Source organism: Methylobacterium sp. E-016 (assembly GCF_022829745.1).
GTDB lineage: Bacteria > Pseudomonadota > Alphaproteobacteria > Rhizobiales > Beijerinckiaceae > Methylobacterium.
Window position 1 is genome coordinate 1 of record NZ_JAKSYF010000095.1, and the last position, 22,630, is coordinate 22,630.

The 22,630-nt window shown below is 71.1% G+C and carries 25 protein-coding genes; 10 read left to right on the top strand and 15 right to left on the bottom strand.

Features of this window, described 5'->3' with window-relative positions; all coding sequences use genetic code 11:
• From MKK68_RS12195 to MKK68_RS12220, 6 genes are all read right to left on the bottom strand, one after another.
• Positions 1-147: 1-deoxy-D-xylulose-5-phosphate synthase N-terminal domain-containing protein (locus MKK68_RS12195; protein WP_243932353.1), on the bottom strand; the 147-nt coding region annotated here is incomplete at its 3' end.
• 81 nt (positions 148-228) lie between these two features.
• A complete protein-coding gene (locus tag MKK68_RS12200; RefSeq protein WP_147728480.1) occupies positions 229-489 on the bottom strand; it encodes an exodeoxyribonuclease VII small subunit in 261 nt (86 codons plus the stop codon).
• A gap of 144 nt (positions 490-633) precedes the next feature.
• A complete protein-coding gene (locus MKK68_RS12205) occupies positions 634-1,146 on the bottom strand; it encodes a tyrosine phosphatase family protein (protein ID WP_147728481.1) in 513 nt (170 codons plus the stop codon).
• A gap of 26 nt (positions 1,147-1,172) precedes the next feature.
• The gene (locus tag MKK68_RS12210; RefSeq protein WP_147859703.1) at positions 1,173-1,733 is read right to left on the bottom strand and encodes a hydrolase; all 561 of its coding nucleotides are present in this window, start codon (positions 1,731-1,733) and stop codon (positions 1,173-1,175) included.
• Positions 1,734-1,762: 29 nt separating this feature from the next.
• Complete coding sequence (locus tag MKK68_RS12215; RefSeq protein WP_147859691.1) at positions 1,763-2,398, bottom strand: DNA-3-methyladenine glycosylase I; 636 nt, start codon at positions 2,396-2,398, stop codon at positions 1,763-1,765.
• A 5-nt stretch (positions 2,399-2,403) separates the two neighbouring features.
• Entirely contained in the window at positions 2,404-3,252 is an 849-nt protein-coding gene (locus MKK68_RS12220) for a YgfZ/GcvT domain-containing protein (RefSeq protein ID WP_244030502.1), read from the bottom strand.
• A gap of 118 nt (positions 3,253-3,370) precedes the next feature.
• Here MKK68_RS12220 and MKK68_RS12225 point away from each other — a divergent pair, with 118 nt between their 5' ends.
• The gene (locus MKK68_RS12225) at positions 3,371-4,708 is read left to right on the top strand and encodes a dihydroorotase (RefSeq protein ID WP_244030514.1); all 1,338 of its coding nucleotides are present in this window, start codon (positions 3,371-3,373) and stop codon (positions 4,706-4,708) included.
• A gap of 25 nt (positions 4,709-4,733) precedes the next feature.
• Here MKK68_RS12225 and MKK68_RS12230 read toward each other — a convergent pair whose 3' ends face one another.
• The 5 genes from MKK68_RS12230 to MKK68_RS12250 form a co-directional block, all read right to left on the bottom strand.
• Complete coding sequence (locus tag MKK68_RS12230; RefSeq protein WP_147728485.1) at positions 4,734-4,988, bottom strand: hypothetical protein; 255 nt, start codon at positions 4,986-4,988, stop codon at positions 4,734-4,736.
• Positions 4,989-5,148: 160 nt separating this feature from the next.
• Positions 5,149-5,586, bottom strand: coding sequence for a TIGR02301 family protein (locus MKK68_RS12235; protein WP_147859704.1), 438 nt, complete (start codon positions 5,584-5,586; stop codon positions 5,149-5,151).
• A 26-nt stretch (positions 5,587-5,612) separates the two neighbouring features.
• Entirely contained in the window at positions 5,613-6,047 is a 435-nt protein-coding gene (locus MKK68_RS12240) for an NUDIX hydrolase (RefSeq protein WP_147728810.1), read from the bottom strand.
• 26 nt (positions 6,048-6,073) lie between these two features.
• Entirely contained in the window at positions 6,074-7,180 is a 1,107-nt protein-coding gene (locus MKK68_RS12245; RefSeq protein ID WP_147859694.1) for a hypothetical protein, read from the bottom strand.
• Positions 7,173-7,895 (bottom strand): SDR family NAD(P)-dependent oxidoreductase, encoded by a 723-nt coding sequence (locus tag MKK68_RS12250; protein ID WP_147728807.1) that lies wholly within the window; start codon positions 7,893-7,895, stop codon positions 7,173-7,175. The genes MKK68_RS12245 and MKK68_RS12250 overlap by 8 nt, the downstream gene beginning before the upstream one ends.
• Before the next feature lie 260 nt (positions 7,896-8,155).
• Between MKK68_RS12250 and MKK68_RS12255 the strand changes: the two genes are divergently transcribed.
• On the top strand, positions 8,156-8,707 hold the full coding sequence (locus MKK68_RS12255) for a carboxymuconolactone decarboxylase family protein (RefSeq protein WP_244030504.1): 552 nt from the start codon (positions 8,156-8,158) through the stop codon (positions 8,705-8,707).
• Positions 8,708-8,714: 7 nt separating this feature from the next.
• On the opposite strand, the gene pdxH is transcribed toward MKK68_RS12255, so the two are convergent.
• Positions 8,715-9,293: a pyridoxamine 5'-phosphate oxidase gene (gene pdxH / locus MKK68_RS12260; protein ID WP_147728809.1), complete on the bottom strand. Its 579-nt coding sequence runs from the start codon at positions 9,291-9,293 to the stop codon at positions 8,715-8,717.
• A gap of 203 nt (positions 9,294-9,496) precedes the next feature.
• Here pdxH and MKK68_RS12265 point away from each other — a divergent pair, with 203 nt between their 5' ends.
• The 3 genes from MKK68_RS12265 to fabI all read left to right on the top strand — a co-directional run bounded on the left by MKK68_RS12265 (position 9,497) and on the right by fabI (position 12,071).
• The gene (locus tag MKK68_RS12265; RefSeq protein WP_244030506.1) at positions 9,497-9,991 is read left to right on the top strand and encodes an RT0821/Lpp0805 family surface protein; all 495 of its coding nucleotides are present in this window, start codon (positions 9,497-9,499) and stop codon (positions 9,989-9,991) included.
• Between the two features lie 171 nt (positions 9,992-10,162).
• A complete protein-coding gene (locus MKK68_RS12270) occupies positions 10,163-11,065 on the top strand; it encodes a DnaJ C-terminal domain-containing protein (RefSeq protein ID WP_147859695.1) in 903 nt (300 codons plus the stop codon).
• A gap of 139 nt (positions 11,066-11,204) precedes the next feature.
• Positions 11,205-12,071, top strand: a complete 867-nt coding sequence (gene fabI, locus MKK68_RS12275) for an enoyl-ACP reductase FabI (protein WP_243932978.1) — start codon at positions 11,205-11,207, stop codon at positions 12,069-12,071.
• Between the two features lie 27 nt (positions 12,072-12,098).
• Here the strand turns inward: fabI and MKK68_RS12280 are convergent, their stop codons facing one another.
• Both MKK68_RS12280 and MKK68_RS12285 read right to left on the bottom strand, forming a co-directional pair.
• A complete protein-coding gene (locus MKK68_RS12280) occupies positions 12,099-12,446 on the bottom strand; it encodes an AAA family ATPase (protein WP_147859696.1) in 348 nt (115 codons plus the stop codon).
• A gap of 24 nt (positions 12,447-12,470) precedes the next feature.
• Positions 12,471-13,469 (bottom strand): polyphosphate kinase 2 family protein, encoded by a 999-nt coding sequence (locus MKK68_RS12285; RefSeq protein ID WP_147728845.1) that lies wholly within the window; start codon positions 13,467-13,469, stop codon positions 12,471-12,473.
• Positions 13,470-13,658: 189 nt separating this feature from the next.
• Between MKK68_RS12285 and MKK68_RS12290 the strand changes: the two genes are divergently transcribed.
• Positions 13,659-14,255, top strand: a complete 597-nt coding sequence (locus MKK68_RS12290; RefSeq protein ID WP_147728844.1) for a histidine phosphatase family protein — start codon at positions 13,659-13,661, stop codon at positions 14,253-14,255.
• Between the two features lie 206 nt (positions 14,256-14,461).
• Positions 14,462-18,550 (top strand): Pls/PosA family non-ribosomal peptide synthetase, encoded by a 4,089-nt coding sequence (locus tag MKK68_RS12295; RefSeq protein WP_409567229.1) that lies wholly within the window; start codon positions 14,462-14,464, stop codon positions 18,548-18,550.
• A gap of 85 nt (positions 18,551-18,635) precedes the next feature.
• Here MKK68_RS12295 and MKK68_RS12300 read toward each other — a convergent pair whose 3' ends face one another.
• Complete coding sequence (locus tag MKK68_RS12300; RefSeq protein ID WP_147726378.1) at positions 18,636-19,292, bottom strand: alpha/beta hydrolase; 657 nt, start codon at positions 19,290-19,292, stop codon at positions 18,636-18,638.
• Positions 19,293-19,585: 293 nt separating this feature from the next.
• Between MKK68_RS12300 and MKK68_RS12305 the strand changes: the two genes are divergently transcribed.
• The 3 genes from MKK68_RS12305 (at position 19,586) to MKK68_RS12315 (ending at position 22,595) form a co-directional block, all read left to right on the top strand.
• Positions 19,586-20,755: a cysteine desulfurase family protein gene (locus MKK68_RS12305; protein WP_244030508.1), complete on the top strand. Its 1,170-nt coding sequence runs from the start codon at positions 19,586-19,588 to the stop codon at positions 20,753-20,755.
• 69 nt (positions 20,756-20,824) lie between these two features.
• On the top strand, positions 20,825-22,294 hold the full coding sequence (gene sufB / locus MKK68_RS12310; RefSeq protein WP_147726380.1) for a Fe-S cluster assembly protein SufB: 1,470 nt from the start codon (positions 20,825-20,827) through the stop codon (positions 22,292-22,294).
• Positions 22,295-22,304: 10 nt separating this feature from the next.
• Complete coding sequence (locus tag MKK68_RS12315) at positions 22,305-22,595, top strand: hypothetical protein (RefSeq protein ID WP_244030509.1); 291 nt, start codon at positions 22,305-22,307, stop codon at positions 22,593-22,595.
• Positions 22,596-22,630: the final 35 nt, after the last annotated feature.

The window sequence follows — 22,630 nt, forward strand, 5'->3', positions numbered from 1 at the left end:
CCCCGACCCGAGATGACCGCCCGTCACCGACACGGCCTCGATCATCTCCGAGCGAACCGCGTCCGCCACCGCCCGGAGATCGCTCTCCGGAAGCAACCGCAACGCGGACGTCTCGGACAAACCGTCCAAAATCGAGGGGGCCGGCATCGAGGGGGTCTGCGTCACGGGTTCGGCCTCATATCGATCTCGAACGCCGAACGAGGCTGCGGTGCTCGAGCACGGCGCATCTCAATCGACGTCCAGGGGTGCGACGCCTTCGGCGCGCCCGTCGGGTGTCAGGGTGATGCGCTGGATGCGGGCCTCGGCCCGCTTCAGCAGCATCTCGCAGTGGCGCTTCAGCGCCTCGCCGCGCTCGTAGATCGTCACCGATTCGTCCAGCGCCACGTCGCCCTTCTCCAGGCGGCGGACGATGTCCTCGAGCTGCTCCAGGGCCTTCTCGAAGGGCGTGTCGGCGGCGATCGCGGTCGCGTCGGGTCGGCTTTCGGTCATCCCTACAGGATCCTTTGGTGCGGTTCTAAGGCGGAGGCGGCGACCGCCACAACCCCACGTGCCTTCGCGGCGGGCGGAGACACGCGGTTTTTCCAGCCGGCGGCGACGTTTGCGCCACACCGGTATGCCGGTGGGCTCGACCGGTCAGCCGAGCTCGAAACGAAACGGCGTGCCCTCGAAGGCGTCCGCCCCGCGGCCGATCGCGGCGACGGCCGAGACCATCCGGCCGTCGCGGCCGAGCAGCCGGTCGGCGATCTCGACGAACAGGCGGTTCGGCGTCGCCGACGGCGAGGCGAGGCGTAACGCCGCGGCGGCCTCGGCCTCGTCGCGGGCGGGATCGAGGGCGCAGGCGGCGATGTAGGCCGCGGCGGTCGAGCGGCTGATGCCGGCGTAGCAGTGGATCACCATCGGCTTCTCGCGCGGCCACGCCGCGACGAAGTCGAGGATGGCGCGCACGTGGTCCTCGGCCGGGAGAACGTACCCGTCCGTCGCGACCGCGATGTCGCTGACGCCGACCACCGCGTGGCAGCCCTCGGCGATCGTCGCCGGCCGCTCCGGCGCCGAGGGCAGGTTGAGCAGCGTCAGGACGTGGCTCGCCCCAGTCGCCGCGATGGTCTCGGGCAGGCGCGACAGGGGGCAGACGTGCAGCGTCGGCATCTCGGGTCCGGGTTCTGGGTCGGGTGTCAGGATTTCGCGAGCTCGGCGAAACGGTCGAGATAACGGGCCTGCGCCTGCGCGGTCGGCCAGGGGTCGAGCAGGGCGAGGACCGGCTCGGGCAGGGTCTCGTGCCGCCCGAAGTAGCGCGTCGCCTCGTCCGGCGCGAATCCGGCGAGCTGCACCGCCTCGGCATGCGCCGCCACCCGGTCCGCACGCTTGACCAGGCGGGCGAAGGCCGGGTTCGGCGCCTCGAGCCCGAAGCGCCGGCGGATCGCAGCGAGCAGGCGGCGCTCGACGCCCTTGTAGGAATCGCCGATCGCGGCCTTCAACGGCGAGATGATGTCGCCGACGACGTATTCCGGTGCATCGTGCAGCAGCAGCTCGAGGCCCTGTGCAGGCGTGCACCCGGGCGTGAGATGCAGGCCGACCGCCTCGACCAGCAGCGAGTGCTGCGCCACCGAGAAGACGTGCGGCCCCGCGGTCTGCCCGTTCCAGCGGGCGACGCGGGCGAGCCCGTGGGCGATGTCGGCCACCTCGATGTCGAGGGGGGAGGGGTCGAGCAGGTCGAGCCGGCGGCCCGACAGCATCCGCTGCCACGCCCGCGGCTGCAGCGCGCTCAACGGCCCGGCTCCGCCAGCGCGGCGCAGGGCGCGTGGCGATGGCAGCCGACGAGGTGATCGTTGACCATGCCGACCGCCTGCATGAAGGCGTGGACGATCACCGGGCCGCAGAAGGCGAAGCCTTCGGCCTTCAGCGCCTTGGCGATCCGCCGCGACACGTCGGTCTCGGTCCGGATCTCGCTGCGGGTCCGCGCGCTGCCCTGGATCGGCCGGCCGTCCGGCAGGTGATCCCACAGGAAGCGCGAGAAACCGGGGCCGCGCTCCTCGATCCGCAGCCAGGCGCGGGCGCCGGCGACGGTGCCGACGATCTTGGCGCGGTTGCGGATGATGCCGGTGTCCTGCATCAGCCGCTCCACGTCGGCCTCGGTGAAGCGCGCGATGGCCTCTGGATCGAACGCGGCGAAGGCGCGGCGGAAGCCGTCGCGCCGGCGCAGGATCGTGATCCACGACAGCCCGGCCTGGAAGCCGTCGAGAATCAGCTTCTCGTAGAGCGCGCGGCCGTCGTGCTCGGGCACGCCCCATTCGCCGTCGTGATAGGCGACGTAGAGCGGATCGAGCCCCGCCCACCAGCACCGGGCGCAGCCATCGGGATGGCGGACGAGGCCTTCGACCGGATGCGATGCCTCGGTCATTCAGTTCAGCCCGCCGCGACGTCCGGCATCGCGAAGCTGGCGAAGGCCGGGCGCTCCACGGTCAGCACCTTGCCGTCGGCGCGCAGCGGCTCGCCTGCCGCGATCGCGTCGGCGAGGCGGTCGAGGCGCAGCATCGCGAGGCCGCGCCCGGCGGCACGGCTCCCCGTCACGCCGAGCACCTTGGCGCCGGCGGTGATCTCGGAGCCGGGCGCGGCCGCCTCGCCCGCGGGATAGGTGGCGGGCAGCATGCGGGTGCGGGCTGTGCCGCGGTGCTGCATCCGCGAGACCACCTCCTGGCCGACGTAGCAGCCCTTGCGGAAGTCGACGCCGCCGAGCTGGTCCATCAGCGCCTCGTGCGGGAAGGCGTCGCTGAACGGGAAGTCGCGCCCGCTCTCGGGGATCCCGAGCGCGATGCGGTGAGCGTGGTACTCCGCTTCGGACGCGTCCGCGGAGAAGGCGCCCGCCGCCGCGTAGAGCCGCGCGCCGAGGCCTTCGGCCCGGGCGTCGGCCACGGCGTCGACCTCGACGGCAGTGGTGGCGCCGTCCCAGGATGCGGCGATGGCGATGGTCGGATCGACCGCGATCTCGACCTTGGCGCGCAGGCGATAGAGGGTCAGGCGCTTGGCGAGCGCCGCAGCCTGTTCGGCCGGCACGTCTAGGCGGTACCCGTCGGCGATCCGCGAGATCAGGAAGTCGAACTGGATCTTGCCCTGCGGCGTCAGCAGGGCGCCGAGGCGCGCCTCCGCCTCGCCCAGCGTCTCGACGTTGCATGTGATCACGCCCTGGAGCAGGGCGGTGGCGTCCGGCCCGGTCACGGTGACGAGGGCGCGGTCCGGCAGCAGGGCAATCGGCATGGCAAGTCCTCACTCGGCCCGATCGGGCCTTCCAGGCCGCGCGATTGCGCGAGGATGAGGCGTGACATAAGCCGCCGGGGACCCAGCCTCAACCAAGGCGTTTCCGATGGCATCCCCGATGGACCAGCCCTTCGACCTCGTCCTCTCCGGCGGCACGGTGGTGAACCAGGACGGCACGCACCTTGCCGACCTCGGCATCCGCGGCGGGCGCATCGCGGCGATCGGCGACCTCGCGCAGGCAGCCAGTGCCGAGCGGCAGGATTGCGCCGGCCTGCACCTGCTGCCCGGCGTGATCGACACCCAGGTGCATTTCCGAGAGCCCGGCCTCGACCACAAGGAAGATCTCGAATCCGGCTCGCGGGCGGCCGTGATGGGCGGCGTCACCGCCGTGTTCGAGATGCCGAACACCAACCCGCTCACCACCAGCGCGGACGCGCTCGCCGACAAGGTGGCCCGCGCGCATCACCGGATGCATTGCGATTTCGCTTTCTGGGTCGGCGGCACCCACGAGAACGTGGCGCAGCTCGCCGAATTGGAGCGGCTGCCCGGCGCCGCCGGCATCAAGGTGTTCGTCGGGTCCTCGACCGGGTCGCTGCTGGTCGAGGACGATGCGGGCGTGCGCGCCATCCTCACGGCGATCCGCCGCCGCGCCGCCTTCCACTCCGAGGACGAGCCGATGCTGCGCGCGCGCAAGGATCTCCGCGTCCCCGGCGACCCGTCCTCGCACCCGGTCTGGCGCTCGCCGGAGGTGGCGATGGCGGCGACGCGGCGGCTGGTGGCCTTGGCGCGGGAGACCGGCGCCCGCATCCACATCCTGCACATCTCGACCGGCGACGAGATGGACTACCTCGCCGACCACAAGGACGTGGCGAGCATCGAGGTGACGCCGCATCACCTCACCCTCGACGGCGACGAGGCCTATGCGCGGCTCGGCACGCTCGTGCAGATGAACCCGCCGGTCCGCGGCGATGCGCATCGCCGAAGGATCTGGTGGGGTCTCGGGCAGGGCGTCGCCGACATCCTCGGCTCGGATCACGCGCCGCACCAGCTCGACGAGAAGGCCAGGCCCTATCCGGACTCGCCGTCGGGGATGACCGGGGTGCAGACGCTGGTGCCGATCATGCTCGACCACGTCGCGGCCGGACGGCTGTCGCTCGAGCGCTTCGTCGACCTGACGAGCGCCGGGCCGAAGCGCCTGTTCGGCATCGCACGCAAGGGGCGGCTCGCGATCGGCTACGACGCCGACGTGACGGTGGTCGACCTCAAGCGCCGCGAGACGATCCGCAATGCCTGGATCGCCTCGAAGAGCGCCTGGACGCCCTACGACGGCAAGACCGTGACCGGATGGCCGGTGGGGACGGTGGTGCGCGGGGCCCGCGTGATGTGGGACGGTGTGCTGACCGCGCCGTCGCGCGGCGAGGCCGTGACCTTCGAGGAGGCGCTGGCACGGGCCTGAGCCCGCGCCAGCCGCGGCATCGGGATCAGTGCTGGAGCGCGGTGGTGAAGGCGCCGCCGCGGATGCGCTCGGGGAATCCCTCGGCGTAGCGGGCGGTCGCCTCCTCGCCGTAGGTCATGACCAGTTCCTGGAAGGCGGCGAACAGGGCCGCCTGAGCCATGCAGTCGCCGTCGAGACCGTCGAGGCAGCCCTCGGCGAACGCCTCGGACACGTAGCCCAGGGCGGCGCGCTTCTCGTCCACGTCGGCTTCGAACGGGGCGGTCTGAGTGCTGTTCTGCATGGCGCGTCGTATCCGTTGCGCGCGGGCTGGAGGCCCGGCGTACGGAAAGGATGATAGGCGGCTCACGGGTCCGCGACCAGCCGGGAATTGCGAAGCGGTTAACGCGGATGGTCGAATACGACGGTTTCCCCGGATGCTTCTGCCGTGTGGCCGGTTTGCATCAACCGCCGAAACGGCCGGCCAGCGCGTGCGACAGGCGCTCCCCCTCGGCGACGAAGCGGCCCGCCGCCTCGTGCGCGGCCGGCGTGCAGACGCGGTAGGTGGAGGCGTAGCCGCGGTAGCCGCGGTTGTACGCCCCGGCGAGGCGGTCGCGCCGCCCGGGCGTGACGCCCTCGGCCTCGATCAGCGCCTTCATCCGGTTCGGCCACTCGGCGGCGTCGGCACCCGCGCACAGCTCGCGCAGGAAGGCCAGCGATCCGATGATCTCGGACAGCCGCGTGAGGTCGCGGTCGTAGGGTGCGGCCTGCTCCGGGGGCGGCGGGGGCGGCTCCTTCTCGGCAGGCTTCGGGGCTTGCCGCGCCGGGGGGCGCTGCTGCGCAAGCGCCGGAGCGTGCGCGGAAACGGTGAAGCCGGCGCCGACCGCGAGGACCGGCAGGATGAGGTGCAGGAAGGACGGCTTGCCGATCACGGGCGGTCCCCGGGTCGACGGGCGGCGACCTTCGCGAAGGCGTCCGCCAACGTGTCGGCAAGACCCGGCGTCGTTTCGAGGTCGGCGATCTCGTCGCGCGTCGCCCAGCGGACGGCGAGGGCTTCGGGGCCGGCCTCCGGCTCGCCGCCGATCCAGAGGGCCGCATGGGGGTGGACGACGTAGTGATGGCGCACGCGACCGTCGGGCTCGCGCTGGATGATCTCGGTCGGCGGCAGGACGCCGATCATCTCGGCGTCGAGGCCGACCTCCTCCTTGAGCTCGCGCAGGGCGGCGTCGGCGATCGCCTCGCCGGCTTCGACCAGCCCGCCGGGGAGGGTCCAGACGCCGCGCATCGGCGCATTGGCGCGCGCCGCCAGCAGCACCCGGTCGCCGCGGATCACCGCGATCGACGCGCCGACGAAGGGGCGCATGGGAAACAATCGCGCATCGGCCTCGCTCACGGCTTCGTCCCATCCGGCGCGACGACCGCGACGCGTCCGTCGGACAGGCCGACGAGGATGCGCACCTTCGTCCCGCGCCCGAGCGCGGCGACGCCGTAGGCGGCGGGGGCGGGCAGCGCGATCCGCGCGCGCTCCCTGATGCCGCCCTTCAGAGAGACCAGGGCGATGGCCGAATTGTCGGCGACGGGCAGAGCGAGGTCCGCCTGCGCGCTGCCTTCGCCCTCGACCGCGGCGGCGAGATCGACGTCGCCCGGGCCGGAGGCGTAGCCCGGCGCCTCGCCGGCGGGGGTGAAGGCGTCGACGGCCGGCGTCCAGAGCTGGAGGCGCCCGCCCTTCGCGAGAACCGCGGCGACCTGCGGCGATCCGGTCCCGGCGAAGTCGGCGACGGCGGCGATCCGCAGCGGAGCGCCGTCCTGGAACGGCGTCCGGGCGGTGACGGCCCAGTCGCCGATGCCGGCGCGGGTGACGAGGGCCAGACCCGACGCATCGCCGCCGTGGAGCGTCGCCACGACGAAGGCCTGGCGTCCGGCGAGGCGCACGGCGCGCGGCCTCGCGAGGGCGAAGGTCGCGTCCGGGCCGGCGGCGACCGTCACGGTCGAGACCGGCACCGGCTTCGGATCGCCGCCCATCGCCACCGGCTGGCGCTCGCGGATGGTGAGGCCCGCCGCCGAGGGGGCGGCGCCGATCGCGCGGGTGACCCCGGTCGGGTAGGCGGAGGCCGCACCCGACAGCGTACGGCGGGGGCCCGGAACGGCCCCGCGCGGCGTCTCGGCTGCCGTCAGTCCGTCGATCGCCTCGGCACCGAGCAGCGTCGACCTGATCGCACCGTCGACGAGGCTCAGGGCCGCGCCGCCCTCCTTGCCCCAGACCACGACGAGGGGCGCGCTCTCCTCCTCGCCGACGTCCGGCGCGGCCGGCGCCGCCGTCGGCCGGGCGAGCGGGATCAGCCCGGACGTCGCCACCGCGACGGCGACCTCGCTCCGCGGCCCGCGCATCGCGGTCGCCTGGAACGGCAGATCGAGGATCGTGACCGCCGGCTCGGCGGCGGCGGGCGTGGCGGCGAGAACGACGAGGAGCAACCAGCGGGACAGCCGGTCAGACATGCTGCCCGCCGTTGATGTGCAGCTCAGCGCCGTTCACGTAGGACGAGGCCTCGGTGCACAGGAAGTAGATCGCCTTGGCGACCTCGTCGGGCGTGCCGAGGCGGCGCTGCGGGATCTGCTCGACCAGCTTGTCGGTTCCGGGCGACAGGATCGCGGTGTCGATCTCGCCGGGCGAGATCGCGTTGACGCGCACGCCCAGCGGCCCGAAATCGGCGGCCATCTCGCGGGTCAGGCCGGCCAGCGCCGACTTCGAGGTGCCGTAGGCCGCGCCCGCGAACGGGTGGACGCGCGACCCGGCGATCGAGGTGACGTTGACGATCGACCCCTTGGCGCGGGCGAGTTCGTCGCGCAGGCCCTGGGCGAGCAGCACGGGCGCGAAGAAGTTCACCTGGAACACCCGCTGCCAGGTCGCGAAGTCGGTCGGCAGGGCGCCGAGGCGCTCGCCGTTCGGCCCCTTCGGCGAGATGCCGGCATTGTTGACCAGCGCGTGGAGCAGCCCGCCCTCGATCGACAGCCGCTCGGCGACCTCGCGGACCCCGCGCACGGTATCCTCGGCGTCGGCGAGGTCGACCTGGAGGTGGTCCTCCGGGCCCATCTCCCACGGGCAGTTCTCGGGAAAGGCGTGGCGCGAGCAGGTGATCACCCGCCATCCCGCCGCGGAGAAGCGCTTGACGGTGGCGTGGCCGATGCCCCGGCTCGCCCCGGTGAGCAGCATGACGCGACGGCGTTCGTTTCCGGGTATGGCCAAGGCCGTGCCTCGCTTCCGATCGGGGTCGGCGCCGGGGCACCCCGGCGGGCCGCCGCGCTGAGCCCAAGGTCTAAGCGCAGCCGGCCCGAAAATCCAGGGACTTCGCCGCGTCGCAACACCGGCGGGGACGCTTGACGGGGCACCGATGCGGCGGGATCACCGGGGCTCCGCAGCCCCTCGCACCGGATCGCCCCCTCATGCCGACCACGGCCCGCCCCACCGATCGCATGCCCGCCATTTCCGCGGATCGGCTCACCCCGGCGCAGCTCGCGGCGTCGGACGCGTTCTTCGCAGCGCGCAAGACGCCGGTCTTCGGCCCGTTCGTGCCGCTGCTGCGCAGCCCCGACCTGATGCTGCGCGCGAGCGACATGGGCCTGTACCTGCGCTACGACAGCGTTCTGCCGCTCAGGATCAGCGAGTTCGCCATCCTGATCGTCGCCCGCGAGTGGAGCCAGCAGATCGAGTGGCAGATCCACCATCCGATCGCGCTGAAGGCCGGCGTCGACGCGGACGTGGCGCAGGCGATCGCGGAAGGCCGGCGGCCGGAGGGCATGTCGGCCGAGGAAGCCGCGGTCTACGCGTTCTCGACCGAGCTCCAGCGCAACAAGGCGGTGAGCGACCCGACTTACGCGGCCCTGGTCGCGCTCTACGGCGAGCAGGGCGCGATCGATCTCACCGGGATCAACGGCTATTACGCCCTGCTCGCGATGACGATGAACGTCGCCCGCACCGCCCTGCCGGAAGGCGTCGCGCCGCCGCTGCCGCCCCTGATCCCGTAGCGGCTTCTCAGGGATAGAGGCGCGACCGGTCCCAGCCCTTGCCGTTGCAGGTGAACCGGACGCGGTCGTGCAGGCGATAGTCGCCGTTGCGCCAGAACTCCATCGCCACCGGGGCGATCCGGAACCCGGTCCAGTTCTCCGGCCGCGGCACCGGCCCGTCCTCGTAGCGGGCCGACAGCTCCGCCACCTCCGCCATCAGCGCGTCGCGGCCTGCGAGCGGGCGCGACTGACGGCTGGCGATGGCGCCGAGCCGGCTGTCGCGGTGGCGACTGGCGAAGTAGGCGTCCGCCTCCTCGGGCGTCACTCGCGACACCGGACCGCGGACGCGGATCTGCCGGCGCAGGCTCTTCCAGTGCAGCACGAAGGCGGCCTGCGGGTTGGCGGCGAGCTCCTCGCCCTTGGCCGATTCGACGTTGGTGTAGAAGACGAAGCCGCGCTCGTCGAAGCCCTTCAGCAGCACCATCCGCACGTCCGGCAGGCCGTCCGCGCCTGTGGTGGCCAGCGCGATCGCGTTGGCGTCCTCGGGCTCGGACGCCGTCGCCTCGGCCATCCAGGCGGCGAACAGGCCGAACGGATCGTCGCTCAGGGTGAAGTCGGCGGCATCCGGGACCGCATCGCGCCCGCCCGACTCATCGATCTTTAACGCGTCCACGACTTAATCCTCCGTTGTGAGATCCGGGTCGGGGGGCACCGACGTTGGAGCACACTTACGCGCCATCTCGTCTTGGGTTCAGGGTCTCGGGTTCAGGTGTAATGCGTCGTCGCGACAAGAAGGAAGGGGCTGCGGCGATGCCGCGGGGGGAAGCGCGGGCTGGGCGGCTCCCGCCGGTGGCACTGGCCGCGGGTCTCGCGTCGATGCTCTGCGGCTGCAGCCAGCCGCTCCTGATCTTCCGGGCGGATGCCAATCCCGAGGCCAGGGCGGAGACCGTCGCCGACGAGCCGATCGTCACCGGCAGCATCAGCCGGCGCCCGACGAGCTTCGGCTCGGACCTGGGCGAGGAGGATTGGCGCCGCGCCTACGCCGCGCTCTCGGTCGCTCTCGACCCGCAGGGCAACGGCAAGCCGGTGAAGTGGGACAACCCCGAGACCAGCCTGCGCGGCACGATCAACCCGACCGGGCTGCCCTACGTCGCCCACGACCTGATCTGCCGCGATTTCCTCGCCAGCGTGATTGCTCCCGGGAACAACCGCTTCGTGCGCGGCACCGGTTGCAAGCCGTCCGGCGGCGAGTGGGAACTCAAGCGCATCCGCACCGGCAAGGCCGGATCGGGCAAGACGAGCTGAGCGCGAACGATGCGAGGCGGCTCGGCCGCGTGACGCGTTCGGGTTGACGCCGGCCGCGCTTGCGCCGAGTCTCGTCGCCCCTACGTTGCGCGAGAGCAACAGGCCGCCCACATGCGGCCTGGATGGCCGCTGCTCCACAGCCGGCGCGAAACCACGAAGTTCAAGAGACCGATGCGCAATCCCTACGAGGTGCTGGGCGTCCCCAAGGGCGCCGGCGAGGCCGAGATCAAGAAGGCCTACCGCAAGCTCGCCAAGACCTACCATCCGGACACCAACAAGGACGCGAAGGCGAAGGATCGCTTCGCCGAGGCGAACGCCGCCTACGAGATCCTCGGCGAGCCGGAGAAGCGCCGCCAGTTCGACCGTGGCGAGATCGACGCCGACGGCAAGCCGCGCGCGACCGGGTTCGAGGGCTTCGGCGGCGGCCGCGCCGGCGGGTTCGACTTCAACAACGCGGCCCGCGGCCGCGGCGGCCCGGCGGGGGGCGTCGGGGAGGACATCTTCTCGCACCTGTTCGGCGAGGCGTTCCGCGCCGGCGGCGCCGGGCCGGGCCAGCGCCCGCCCACCCGCGGCGAGGACGTGGCGGCCGAGCTCGGCGTCACCCTCGAGCAGATCGGCAGCGAGGAGAAGCTGCGGGTCGGCCTGCCGGGCGGCCGCGAGTTCGACGTGATGATCCCCAAGGGCGTCGTGGACGGGCAGACGATCCGCCTGCGCGGCCTCGGCTCGCCCGGCGGCCCGCGCTCCGAGCCGGGCGATGCGCTTCTGACGATCCGGGTGCTCCCGCATGCCCGCTTCACCGTCGAGGGCGCGGACCTGCGCGCCACCGTCGACCTGCCGCTCGAGGATGCGGTGCTCGGCGGCGCGATCCGCGTGCCGACCCTGACCGGCGCCGTCGAGATGAAGATGCCGCCGATGACCTCGTCCGGCCGCACCTTCCGCCTCCGCGGCAAGGGCCTGCCGAAGAAGGACGGCACCCGCGGCGACCTGCTCGCCGTCACCGCGATCCAGCTGCCCGCGGACGACGCGGCCCTGGCCGAGTTCGTGAGGAGCCGGCGCACGGCGCGGGCCGAGTAGCCGGCGGCGTATCGCGCCGATCCGGCGGACTTCCGTCCCCGACGCGCCTCCGCTAAGGATGCCTCCGGCGCGAGACCGCCGCCTCGTCGAGCGGGGCGGCCGGGAGTCCCGGGTGCCGAAGCGAATTTTCGGGTGTGGCATGGCGGCTTTCGACGCAACGGACGAGCAGGGCGCGGGCAGGGACGCCGCGCCGGGCAGCAACCTGCTCGCGGGCAAGCGCGGCCTCGTGCTCGGCGTCGCCAACAACCGCTCGATCGCCTGGGGCATCGCCAAGAGCGCGCATGCCCACGGTGCCAAGCTGGCCTTCACCTACCAGGGCGACGCCCTGAAGAAGCGCGTCGAGCCCCTGGCGCGCGAGCTCGACGCCCACGTCGTCGGCCATTGCGACGTCACCGACCCGGCCTCGATCGACGCGGTGTTCGCGGCGACCGCCGAGATCTTCCCCGAGGGCATCGATTTCGTCGTCCACTGCATCGCCTTCTCGGACAAGGACGAGCTGACCGGGCGCTACGTCGAGACGACCGAGGCGAACTTCACCAAGTCGCTCATGATCTCGTGCTACTCGTTCACGGCCGTCGCGCAGCGCGCCGAGAAGATCATGCCGAACGGCGGCTCGCTCCTGACGCTGACCTATTACGGCGCCGAGAAGTGGATGCCGCACTACAACGTCATGGGCGTCGCCAAGGCCGCGCTCGAAGCCTCGGTGCGCTACCTCGCCGCCGATCTCGGCCCCTCGAACATCCGCGTCAACGCGATCTCGGCCGGCCCGATCAAGACGCTCGCCGCCTCCGGCATCGGCGACTTCCGCTACATTCTGAAGTGGAACGAGTACAACGCCCCCCTGCGGCGCACGGTGACGATCGGCGAGGTCGGCGAGACCGCCGCCTACCTGATCTCCGACATGTCCCGCGGCATGACCGGCGAGATCCTGCACGTCGACGCCGGCTACCACGTGGTCGGCATGAAGAACCCCGAGGCGCCGGACCTGAGCCTCGACAAGGATTGAGGGCGGGCGCGCCGGCGAAGGCCGGCGTCAATCACCGTCCTCGAAATTCCCCGACAGCTTCAGCCCCGCGATCCAGGTCGCGCCCTGGCGCTTGATCACGCGGTGGGGCTTCGTGCCCCGCTCGTCGAGGACTGCGTCGGCAAGCCGTTCGGAATGGGTCACGAGCCAGACCTGCGTGCGTTCATCCGCCTTGACGATCATGCGAGCGAGGGGAGCCAGCAGGTCAGGGTGCAGGCTCGCCTCGGGCTCGTTCAGGGCGACGAAAGGCGGAAGCCGGTAGGCGAGCAGGGCTCCCGCGAGGGCGAGGAACCGGAGCATCCCATCGGAGAGCTCGGAGGCTTCGAAGATCCGCTTCGGATAATCGGGAAACACCATCCCGAACCGTGCCTCGCGGCGCCGTCAGTCCGGCACGACCAGATCCGCGATGCCCGCCACTGCTTCCGGGAACTGCGGGTCCATCGCGTCCAGCGTGTCGGCGATGGTGCGGGCGATGACGAGGTTGCGGAACCACTTCCGGTTGGCCGGCACCACGTGCCAGGGCGCATGCGGCGTCGAGCATCGGGTCAGCGCGTCCGAGAACGCCGCCTGATAGGCATCCCAGGACTTGCGCTCGACCAGGTCGGCCGGATCGAACTTCCAGTGCTTGTCCGGGTTCGCGATCCGCGCTTCCAGGCGCTGCTTCTGCTCGTCCTTCGAGATGTGCAGGAAGAATTTCAGGATGTGGGTCCCGGATTCGGTGAGCAGGCGCTCGAAGTCGTTGATCAAGCCGTAGCGCGCCTGCCAGACCGGCTCCGGCACCAGGCCCTTCACGCGCACGACCAGCACATCCTCGTAGTGGCTGCGGTTGAACACGCCGATCATCCCGCGCCCGGGCGTGCGCTGGTGGTAGCGCCACAGGAAGTCGTGCTCGCGCTCCTCGGTCGACGGCACCTTGAACGAGGCGACCGTGCAGCCTTGCGGGTTCACGCCTTCCAGAACCGCGCGGATCGTGCCGTCCTTTCCGCCGGTGTCGATCGCCTGGAACACCACGAGCAGGCTGCGCTGCCGCTCGGCGTAGAGCTTTTCCTGAAGCGCCTGGATCCGCGTGCGCTCGGTGGCGAGCGCCGCCTTCGCCCAGTCCTTGTCGAAGCCGCCGTCGGCGTCGGCGTCGACCTTCGCGAGATCGAACCGGCTGCCCGGCACGACGGTGACGATGCCGTCGGCCGCCGCGACGGAGGCGGGACCGTGCGCATCGATCAGCGCGGGCGCGATGCCTGCGATCTCGGCCGTCGCGGCCGCCCAGAGAGAAGAGGAAGGCGCCTTGCGCCGGGCATCCTCGACGGAACGGTCCGGCGACTTTGTCACACCGGCTGTCCCCGCCTTCTGGCGCCGATCCGTCTTGCGGTGCTTCTTGCTCATGGACAGACCTTCTACCGACCGATCGCGTCCCGGCCTAGATCGGGCACCCGCCTTGCATCCGAGGGCGACCCGATCCCTTCAGACCGCCATGCCCGATGGACGCCACGCTCATGAACCCGCCCGCGCAGCCGCCGCGAGACCTTCGCTCAGGACGCGACCGGTGAGGGCGCCGACCGGAACCGCCGGAGCGTGAGGCCCATCCCGACGATCTACTTCATCCGGCACGGGCAGACCGACTGGAACGCCGAGGGGCGCTTGCAGGGGCAGCGCGACATCGGCCTCAACGCCGTCGGGCAGGGGCAGGCGGCGGACGCCGCGGACCGGCTCGCGGCGCTCGCGGGCGACCGGCTCGCCGAGGCCGACTTCATCGCGAGCCCCCTGAGCCGCACGCGTCGCACCATGGAGATCCTGCGCGACCGCCTCGGCCTCGCGCCGACCGAGTACCGCAGCGATCCCCGGCTGATGGAGATCCATTTCGGGGCGTGGGAAGGGCAGACCTGGGCCGAGATCCGCCGCCGCGATCCCGGCGGCGCCGGCGCGCGCGACCGCGACCGCTGGGGCTATCGCCCCTCGGGCACCGGCGCCGAGAGCTACGCGATGCTGACCGAGCGCGTCGCGCCGGTCTTTTCCGACCTGGCGCCGGCCACCGTCGTGGTCGCCCATGGCGGCGTCGCCCGCGCGATGCTGGTGGCGCTCGGCCACCTCGACATTAAGGCCGCCCCGCGGATCGCCGTCCGCCAGGGCTCGGTGCTCGTCGTGGACGCGGCCGGATGGCGCTGGGCCTGAGGTTTGTCGCCGACCGTTCAAGCCCCGTTCAAAGGTCCGGTATACAGCGAGGTCTCGGGTCCGGTTCGCACGGCCTCGACCCGATCGGCGGACTGCCTCGATAACGGCACGATCCCGCGTCAGGAACGCGCTCCGATCGCCGGCCGGGTGCGCATGCGAGACAGACGGGAACCCAGCTCCGCCCGGAGCTGGCAGCGGAGCATGCGATGAGTAGCCTCGGCGAGATGATCCGGCCCGAAGTGGACCGGCACCCCGCGGCGACCCCGTCCGACCGGGCCGTGCTGCGCGGCCCGGTGCGTCCCGACCTGATCCGCGACGAGGTTCTTGGCGAGATCTTCGCCGAGACCGCGCGGGCACGGCCGGACCATCCGGCGCTGATCGACGGCGCCGCCAAGGACGCGTCGGGCCGGCACCCGCATCTCACCTATGCCGAGGTCTTCGCCCGCGCCGGACGGATCGCGGCGGCTCTCGCCCATCGCGGGATCGGACCGGGCGACGTGGTCGGCCTGTGGATGGCGCGCGGGCCGGACCTGCTCACCGCCCAGATCGGGATCACGCTGTCCGGCGCCGCCTGGCTGCCGTTCGACGCCGAGGCGCCGGCCGACCGGGTCGCGGTCTGCCTCGGCGACGCCGCTGCGAAGGCCCTGCTGGTCTCCGAGGCGCTGGCCCCGGGCGCGCCCGAGGTCGCGCCGGCCCTGACGCTCGATGCGCTGCTCGCCGGCACGCCCGCGGACGCGGCGACGCCGGACCTTCGCGCCGGCGGCCTGACGCCGCAGCATCCCGCCTACCTGATCTACACCTCCGGCTCGACCGGCGTGCCGAAGGGCATCGTCATCAGCCACGCCAACATCTGCCACTTCCTGCGCTCCGGAAACGCGCTCTACGGGATGGCGCCGGACGACGTGGTCTTCCAGGGCGCTTCGGTCGCCTTCGACCTCTCGATGGAGGAGATCTGGGTCCCGTACCTCGTCGGCGCGACGCTGTTCGTCGCGAGCCCGGCGATGATGGGCGACGTCGAGTCGCTGCCCCGGATCATCGCCGAGGCCGGGGTCACTGTGATCGACACCGTGCCGACGCTGCTGGCGATGATCACCGCAGACCTGCCGAGCGTGCGGCTGCTCCTGCTCGGCGGCGAGGCGCTTCCCGAGCCGCTGGTCGCACGCTGGGCGACGCCTTCGCGAAAGCTGTTCAACACCTACGGGCCGACCGAGGCTACGGTGGTCGCGACCGCCGCCGAGATGCGCCCGGGCGTGCCGGTGACCATCGGCGGCCCGATCGCGAACTACTCGGTCTACGTCGCCGGCGAGGACCTGCGCCTGCTCGGGCGCGGCGAGCCGGGCGAGCTGCTGATCGGCGGCCCCGGCGTCGCGAAGGGCTACCTGCAGCGGCCGGAGCTGACCGCGGACAAGTTCATCGCCAACCCCTACGCCTCGGACGGCGCCGACCCGCTGCTCTACCGCTCGGGCGACGCGGTCTCGCTCGACGCCGGCGGCAACATCCTGTTCCACGGCCGCATCGACGACCAGGTCAAGATCCGCGGCTTCCGCGTCGAGCTCGGCGAGATCGAGTCGCGGATCCAGGCCCAGCCCGGGATCGCCCAGGCCGCGGTGGTGCTGCGCAACGACGACGGCGTCGACCGGCTGGTCGCGTTCATCGTGCCAGACCGCGGCCACGACCTCGACCGCGCGGCTTTGCGCCGGACGCTGGCCGAGCAGATGCCGCCCTACATGGTGCCCGGCCATTTCGAGGCGGCCGAGGTTCTGCCGCGCCTCACCTCCGGCAAGGTCGACCGCAAGGCGCTTCGCGTCGCGACGCTCACCATCGTCGATGCCGACGGCGAGCAGGAGCCCCCGGAGAACCAGACCGAGGCGGCGCTGCTGGCCGCCGCCAAGCAGGTCTTCGGCAACCAGCCGATCGCGCTCGAGGGCGACTTCTTCGCCGACCTCGGCGGCCATTCGCTGCTCGCCGCCCGCTTCGTCGGAGCCGTGCGCGAGGCCCCGGCGCTCGCCGGCATCACGCTGCAGGACGTCTACCGCGAGCGCACCCTGCGCCGGATCTCGGACGCGCTGATCGCCCGCACCGGCGGCGCCGGCATCGAGACCGCGATCCGCGACCTCGCCTTCGTGCCGCCGCCGCTCCGGCGCCGCGCGCTGTGCGGGCTCGCCCAGGCGGTGGCCCTGCCGTTCGTGATTGCGCTCGCGACCGCGCAATGGCTCGGCATCTTCGTCACCTACCTGCTGCTCACCGGCGGCGGCCTCGGCTTCTTCGGCGAGCTCGGCGTGCTGCTCCTCGTCTACGTGGCGATCAACGCGGTGACGGCGACCATCGCGGTCGCGGCCAAGTGGCTCGTCCTCGGCCGCACGAAGCCCGGCCGCTACCCGCTCTGGGGCGCGTATTATTTCCGCTGGTGGCTGGCGCAGCGCCTGGCGCCGCTGGTCCACGTCAAGTGGCTGCAGGGCTCGCCCGCGATCGCCGTCTACCTCCGCCTGATGGGCGCGAAGGTCGGCCGCGACACCCTGATCTCCGACATCGAGATCGGTGCCCCGGACCTGCTCTCGATCGGCGACGGCGCGTCGCTCGGCGGCCGCCTCGTCGTCGCCAACGCCGAGATCGTTGGCAACGAGCTGGTGATCGGACGGGTCGAGATCGGCCGGGACGTGGCGGTCGGCACCTCCTGCGTCCTCAGCCACGACACGGTGATCGCCGACAACGCCGAGATCGCCGACCTCACCACCGTTCCGGCCGGCACGCGCATCGGCGCCGCCGAGCGCTGGGACGGCTCGCCCGGACGAAAGGTCGGGATGGCCGACGTCGCGGAGCTTTCGGAGCAGGCCCCGGCCTCGGCCCGGCGCCGGGCCGGCTTCGGGGCGATCTACCTCCTGCTGCTCGGCGCGATCCCCGCCGTCGGCCTGCTGCCGATCTTCCCGGCGTTCTTCATCTTCGACCAGATCTCGGACTCGCTCTCCGACATCACCGACATCGACTACCACTGGTACCTGCCGCTGCTGACATGGCCCACCGCCATGCTGATGACCGCCGGCACGGTGCTGCTCATCGCCGGCATCCGCTGGCTGGTGCTGCCGCGGCGGCGCTCGGGCACCTACTCGATCTGGTCCGGCTTCTACCTGCGCAAGTGGTCGGTGGCGCTCGCCGCCGAGGTGACGCTGGAGACGCTCTCCTCGCTGTTCGCCACCGTCTACATGCGGGCGTGGTACCGCCTGATGGGCGCGCGCATGGGGGAGGGCGCCGAGATCTCGACCAACCTCGGCAGCCGCCACGACCTCGCCGAGGTCGGCAGCCGCAACTTCATCGCCGACGAGGTGGTCTACGGCGAGGAGGAGATCCGCCGCGGCTGGATGCACCTCCAGCCGGCCCGCACGGGCGCGCGGGTGTTCGTCGGCAACGACGCGGTGGTGCCGCCGGGCGCCGACATCCCCGACGACGTACTGATCGGCATCAAGTCGAAGCCGCCGGCCAACGAGGAGATGGCGCCGGGCGACACCTGGTTCGGCTCGCCGCCGATCAAGCTGCCGTCGCGCCAGCGCGTCGACGTCGGAACGCTGGCCCAGACCTACGAGCCAGGCACGCTGGTCAAGCTCCGCCGCGGCGTGTTCGAGGCGTTCGCGACCTCGTTCTCGCCGATGCTGTACATCACCCTCGCGATCACCGCGATCGACTGGTACTTCTACCCGGCGATCCTCGAGCGCGACTGGAGCGGGCTCGCCGTCAGCTTCGTCACGGTCAGCGTCGCGATCGCGCTGATCCAGTCCGCCGCCGTCATCGGCATGAAGTGGGCGCTGATGGGCGTCTATCAGCCCGGCATGCGGCCGATGTGGTCGTGGTGGGCGATGCGCACCGAGGCCATCGCGGTCGCCTATTGGGGCCTGGCCGGCAAGGTGTTGCTTGAGCACCTCCAGGGCACGCCGTTCCTGCCCTGGGCGCTGCGGCTATTCGGGGTGAAGGTCGGCGAGGGCGTGTGCATGCTCACCACCGACATCACCGAGTTCGACTGCGTGACGATCGGCGACTTCGCCACCATCAACCGCACCGCCGCCCTGCAGACCCACCTCTACGAGGACCGGATCATGAAGGTCGGCCGCGTTGTGATCGGCCGCGGCGTCTCGGTCGGCGCGTTCTCGACGGTGCTCTACGACACCAAGGTCGGCGACTACGCGCGGCTTCGGCCCCTCACCATCGTGATGAAGGGCGAATCGATCCCGGCGCATTCGGAATGGGAAGGCGCACCGGCCGTGCCGGTGGTGCTGACCGCACCGGCCGATCGTGCGGTGGCGTGATCCGGTCGCGGGCGCGAGGCGGGAAAAAGGGCAGGCCGCCCGTTCGGCGCCTGCCCGCTGCGAGGCCCGCTCGAACGAAGTGGCCTCAGGCCACCTCGTCCTTCTTGCCGAGGCGCTTGTCGAGGTAGGTGTCGACCGTCTGGGTCAGCTCGTCGACGCGCCCGTCGAAGAAGTGGTTGGCGCCCTCGACCATCTGGTGCTCGATGATGACGCCCTTCTGGGTCTTCACCTTCTCGATCACCGGCATGACCTCGCGGGCCGGGGCCACGCGATCCTCGGAGCCGTGCACGAACAGGCCGGAGGAGGGGCAGGGCGCAAGGAAGGTGAAATCGTAGCGGTTGGCCATCGCGGCGATCGAGATGAAGCCCTCGATCTCGGGGCGGCGCATCAGCAGCTGCATCCCGATCCACGAGCCGAACGAGACGCCGGCGATCCAGCAAGACTTGGCCTCGGGGTTGACCGACTGCACCCAGTCGAGCGCGGCGGCGGCGTCCGACAGCTCGCCCGAGCCGTGGTCGAAGGCGCCCTGGCTACGGCCGACGCCGCGGAAGTTGAAGCGCAGGGCCGCGAAGCCGCGATTGGCGAACGTGTAGAAGAGGTTGTACACGATCTGATTGTTCATCGTGCCGCCGAACTGGGGGTGCGGATGCAGCACGATCGCGATCGGCGCGCCCCGCTTCTTGGGGGCCTGATAGCGACCCTCCAGTCGGCCGGCGGGACCGGTGAAGATGACCTCGGGCATAGTGTCCTCGACTCCTGTGGCCATGCCGGGCGAGTCCGCCTGCCCGGATGGCCGTGTACGCCTCGACCTGCGCGGTCGCGCGACCGCCTTGACTCGCCCCGCGCCCGACGTAAAAGCGCTCTTAGAATAATTCTAGGCGATTAGAACTGTTCTAAACAGCGCGGCAGCGGGTCTTCCCCGACCAGCCTGGAAACGCCGTTCGGCGGTCCGAAACCGTGTCGACGGCGCGGCTTAGCACGCCGACCCGGTGCCAAAGCAAGGAAATGTCGCATCTTTCGCCAGTCGGAGAACGGATGACAGCGGACCGCGCCTATCTCGACCACAACGCCACGTCTCCGGTCCGTCCGGCGGTGTCGCACGCGGTCGTGCGGGCGCTGGCGCTGCCCGGCAACCCGTCCTCCGTCCATGCCGAGGGGCGTGCGGCGCGGGCGATGCTCGAGGATGCCCGCGACAAGCTCGCCCGCCTCGTCGGTGCCGCGGCGTCTCAGGTCACTTTCACCAGTGGCGGCACCGAGGCGGCCAACGCCGTCCTGTCCGGCGCGCTCCGCCGGCGGGGGAGCGCCGCACCGACGCGGCTTCTGATGGGCGCGACCGAGCACCCCTGCGTCACCGCCGGCCACCGCTTCCCGGCCGACGCCGTCGAGGTGCTTCCGGTCCTGGCTTCCGGCGTGCTCGACCTCGATGCGCTGGCGGCGCGGCTCGACGCCCTTCGCGACCTGGACGTGCTCGTCTCGGTGCACGCGGCCAACAACGAGACCGGCGTGGTGCAGCCGATCGCCGCCGTCGTGGCCCTGGCGAGGCGGCACGGCCGCACCCTCGTGCACAGCGACGCGGTGCAGGCGGTCGGCAAGATCCCGGTCGATTTCGCTGCGCTCGGGCTCGATGCGCTGACCCTGTCCGGGCACAAGTTCTCGGCGCCGAAGGGCGTCGGCGCGCTGGTGCTGCGGGACGACGCGCAGCTCGACGCGGCCTTCGTCCGCGGCGGCGGCCAGGAGGCGCGGCTGCGCTGCGGCACCGAGAACCTTCCCGGGCTCGTCGGGATGGGCGAGGCGGCGGAGATCGCCCGCCTTGCGCTGGATACGGAATCCCGGCGCGTCGCGCAGCTGCGCGACGCGCTGGAGGAGGTGGCGCTGGCCCGCGCGCCGGACGGGGTGGTGTTCGGCCGTGACGCCGAGCGGTTGCCGAACACCCTGTGCTTCGCGGTGCCGGGGCTCGATGCGCCGACCGCCTTGATCGCCTTCGATCTCGCCGGCGTGGCGGTGTCGTCGGGATCGGCCTGCGCGTCGGGCAAGGTGGCGCGGTCGCCGGTCCTGGCGGCGATGGGCGTGAGCCCTGCGCTGGCCGCGGGGGCGCTACGCGTCAGCCTCGGCTGGAATACGGGGGAGGGCGACACTGCGCGCTTCCTCGGTGCCTTCGAACGGGTCGTCGAGACCCTATATAGACGGCGAGGGCTTGCGGCCTGAGCGCCGCGCCGACGCCATCTCACATGGAAGCCTCCGGTCCTTGAAACCGGCGATGCTTAGGAGACGCTGATGCCTGCCGTGCAGGAAACCATCGATCGGGTCCGCTCGATCGACCTCGACCAGTACAAGTACGGCTTCGAGACCACCATCGAGATGGAGAAGTCCGAGAAGGGCATCTCCGAGGATGTGGTGCGCTTCATCTCGGCCAAGAAGGACGAGCCGGAGTGGATGCTCGCTTGGCGGCTCGACGCCTACAAGCGCTGGCAGACCATGCAGGAGCCGGACTGGGCCCGCGTCGCCTACGACAAGGTCGACTACAACAACATCTACTACTACGCCGCGCCGAAGCGTCCGGCGGCGATGTCGCTCGACGAGATCGACCCCGAGATCCTGAAGACCTACGAGAAGCTCGGCATCCCGCTCCGCGAGGTCGAGGTGCTGGAGGGCATCGCCCCCGAGCGCCGCGTCGCCGTGGACGCCGTGTTCGACTCGGTCTCGGTCGCGACGACGTTCAAGGCCGAGCTGTCGAAGGCCGGCGTGATCTTCATGCCGATCTCGGAGGCGATCCGTGAGTACCCGGACCTCGTCAGGAAGTACCTCGGCTCGGTCGTGCCGGTGACCGACAACTTCTTCGCGACGCTGAACTCGGCCGTCTTCTCGGACGGCTCGTTCGTCTACATCCCGCCGGGCGTGCGCTGCCCGATGGAGCTGTCGACCTACTTCCGCATCAACGAGCGCGACACCGGCCAGTTCGAGCGCACGCTGATCATCGCCGACAAGGGCTCCTACGTCTCGTATCTCGAGGGCTGCACCGCCCCGAAGCGCGACGACAACCAGCTGCACGCCGCGGTGGTCGAGCTCGTCGCCCTGGAGGACGCCGAGATCAAGTACTCGACCGTCCAGAACTGGTACCCGGGCGACAACGAAGGCAAGGGCGGCATCTACAACTTCGTGACCAAGCGCGGCGATTGCCGCGGCGACAACTCGAAGATCTCGTGGACGCAGGTCGAGACCGGCTCGGCGATCACCTGGAAGTACCCGTCCTGCATCCTGCGCGGCGACAATTCCCGCGGCGAGTTCTACTCGATCGCGGTGTCGAACGGCATGCAGCAAGTCGATTCCGGCACCAAGATGATCCATCTGGGAAAGAACACCACCAGCCGGATCATCTCGAAGGGCATCTCGGCGGGCCGCTCGCAGAACACCTATCGCGGCCTCGTCTCGGCGCACAAGAAGGCCTCGAACGCGCGCAACTTCACCAATTGCGACAGCCTGCTGATCGGCGACCAGTGCGGGGCGCACACCGTGCCCTACATCGAGTCGAAGAACGCGTCCGCGGTGTTCGAGCACGAGGCCACCACCTCGAAGATCTCCGAGGACCAGAAGTTCTACTGCCTGCAACGCGGCCTTTCCGAGGAGGAGGCGACCGCGCTCATCGTCAACGGCTTCGTCCGCGACGTGCTGCAGCAGTTGCCGATGGAGTTCGCCGTCGAGGCTCAGAAGCTGATCTCGATCAGCCTCGAAGGCTCGGTGGGGTAGGCAACACGCCATGGCCTTCGCGTTCGACACCCTGCAGTTCACCCAACGGCTCGAACAGGTGGGTGTCGGACGCGAGCAGGCCGTCGCGCGCGCCGAACCGGCACGCGACATGATCATCGCCGATTCCGCGACCAAGGCGGATTTGGCGGATATGGAGAAGACGCTGAGGTTGGACCTCAAGGCGTTGAAGGCGGGGATCGACGGTTCGCTGCGCGAACTCGAACTCCGAATGACCGTAAAGCTCGGGGCGATCATCGCGGCCGTCGTCACCGTGATCGCAGCGCTTCAAAAATTTCTCTGACGGGACCGCAGGGCGATACCGTCGCACACCATCTT

Bases quoted from the DNA above. Each gene is read 5' to 3' on its own strand.
- MKK68_RS12200 (WP_147728480.1), bottom strand. From the start codon at position 489: ATGACCGAAAGCCGACCCGACGCGACCGCGATCGCCGCCGACACGCCC.
- MKK68_RS12205 (WP_147728481.1), bottom strand. From the start codon at position 1,146: ATGCCGACGCTGCACGTCTGCCCCCTGTCGCGCCTGCCCGAGACCATC.
- MKK68_RS12210 (WP_147859703.1), bottom strand. From the start codon at position 1,733: ATGCTGTCGGGCCGCCGGCTCGACCTGCTCGACCCCTCCCCCCTCGAC.
- MKK68_RS12215 (WP_147859691.1), bottom strand. From the start codon at position 2,398: ATGACCGAGGCATCGCATCCGGTCGAAGGCCTCGTCCGCCATCCCGAT.
- MKK68_RS12220 (WP_244030502.1), bottom strand. From the start codon at position 3,252: ATGCCGATTGCCCTGCTGCCGGACCGCGCCCTCGTCACCGTGACCGGG.
- MKK68_RS12225 (WP_244030514.1), top strand. From the start codon at position 3,371: ATGGACCAGCCCTTCGACCTCGTCCTCTCCGGCGGCACGGTGGTGAAC.
- MKK68_RS12230 (WP_147728485.1), bottom strand. From the start codon at position 4,988: ATGCAGAACAGCACTCAGACCGCCCCGTTCGAAGCCGACGTGGACGAG.
- MKK68_RS12240 (WP_147728810.1), bottom strand. From the start codon at position 6,047: ATGCGCCCCTTCGTCGGCGCGTCGATCGCGGTGATCCGCGGCGACCGG.
- MKK68_RS12245 (WP_147859694.1), bottom strand. From the start codon at position 7,180: ATGTCTGACCGGCTGTCCCGCTGGTTGCTCCTCGTCGTTCTCGCCGCC.
- MKK68_RS12250 (WP_147728807.1), bottom strand. From the start codon at position 7,895: ATGCTGCTCACCGGGGCGAGCCGGGGCATCGGCCACGCCACCGTCAAG.
- MKK68_RS12255 (WP_244030504.1), top strand. From the start codon at position 8,156: ATGCCCGCCATTTCCGCGGATCGGCTCACCCCGGCGCAGCTCGCGGCG.
- MKK68_RS12265 (WP_244030506.1), top strand. From the start codon at position 9,497: ATGCCGCGGGGGGAAGCGCGGGCTGGGCGGCTCCCGCCGGTGGCACTG.
- MKK68_RS12270 (WP_147859695.1), top strand. From the start codon at position 10,163: ATGCGCAATCCCTACGAGGTGCTGGGCGTCCCCAAGGGCGCCGGCGAG.
- fabI (WP_243932978.1), top strand. From the start codon at position 11,205: ATGGCGGCTTTCGACGCAACGGACGAGCAGGGCGCGGGCAGGGACGCC.
- MKK68_RS12280 (WP_147859696.1), bottom strand. From the start codon at position 12,446: ATGGTGTTTCCCGATTATCCGAAGCGGATCTTCGAAGCCTCCGAGCTC.
- MKK68_RS12285 (WP_147728845.1), bottom strand. From the start codon at position 13,469: ATGAGCAAGAAGCACCGCAAGACGGATCGGCGCCAGAAGGCGGGGACA.
- MKK68_RS12295 (WP_409567229.1), top strand. From the start codon at position 14,462: ATGAGTAGCCTCGGCGAGATGATCCGGCCCGAAGTGGACCGGCACCCC.
- MKK68_RS12300 (WP_147726378.1), bottom strand. From the start codon at position 19,292: ATGCCCGAGGTCATCTTCACCGGTCCCGCCGGCCGACTGGAGGGTCGC.
- MKK68_RS12305 (WP_244030508.1), top strand. From the start codon at position 19,586: ATGACAGCGGACCGCGCCTATCTCGACCACAACGCCACGTCTCCGGTC.
- sufB (WP_147726380.1), top strand. From the start codon at position 20,825: ATGCCTGCCGTGCAGGAAACCATCGATCGGGTCCGCTCGATCGACCTC.
- MKK68_RS12315 (WP_244030509.1), top strand. From the start codon at position 22,305: ATGGCCTTCGCGTTCGACACCCTGCAGTTCACCCAACGGCTCGAACAG.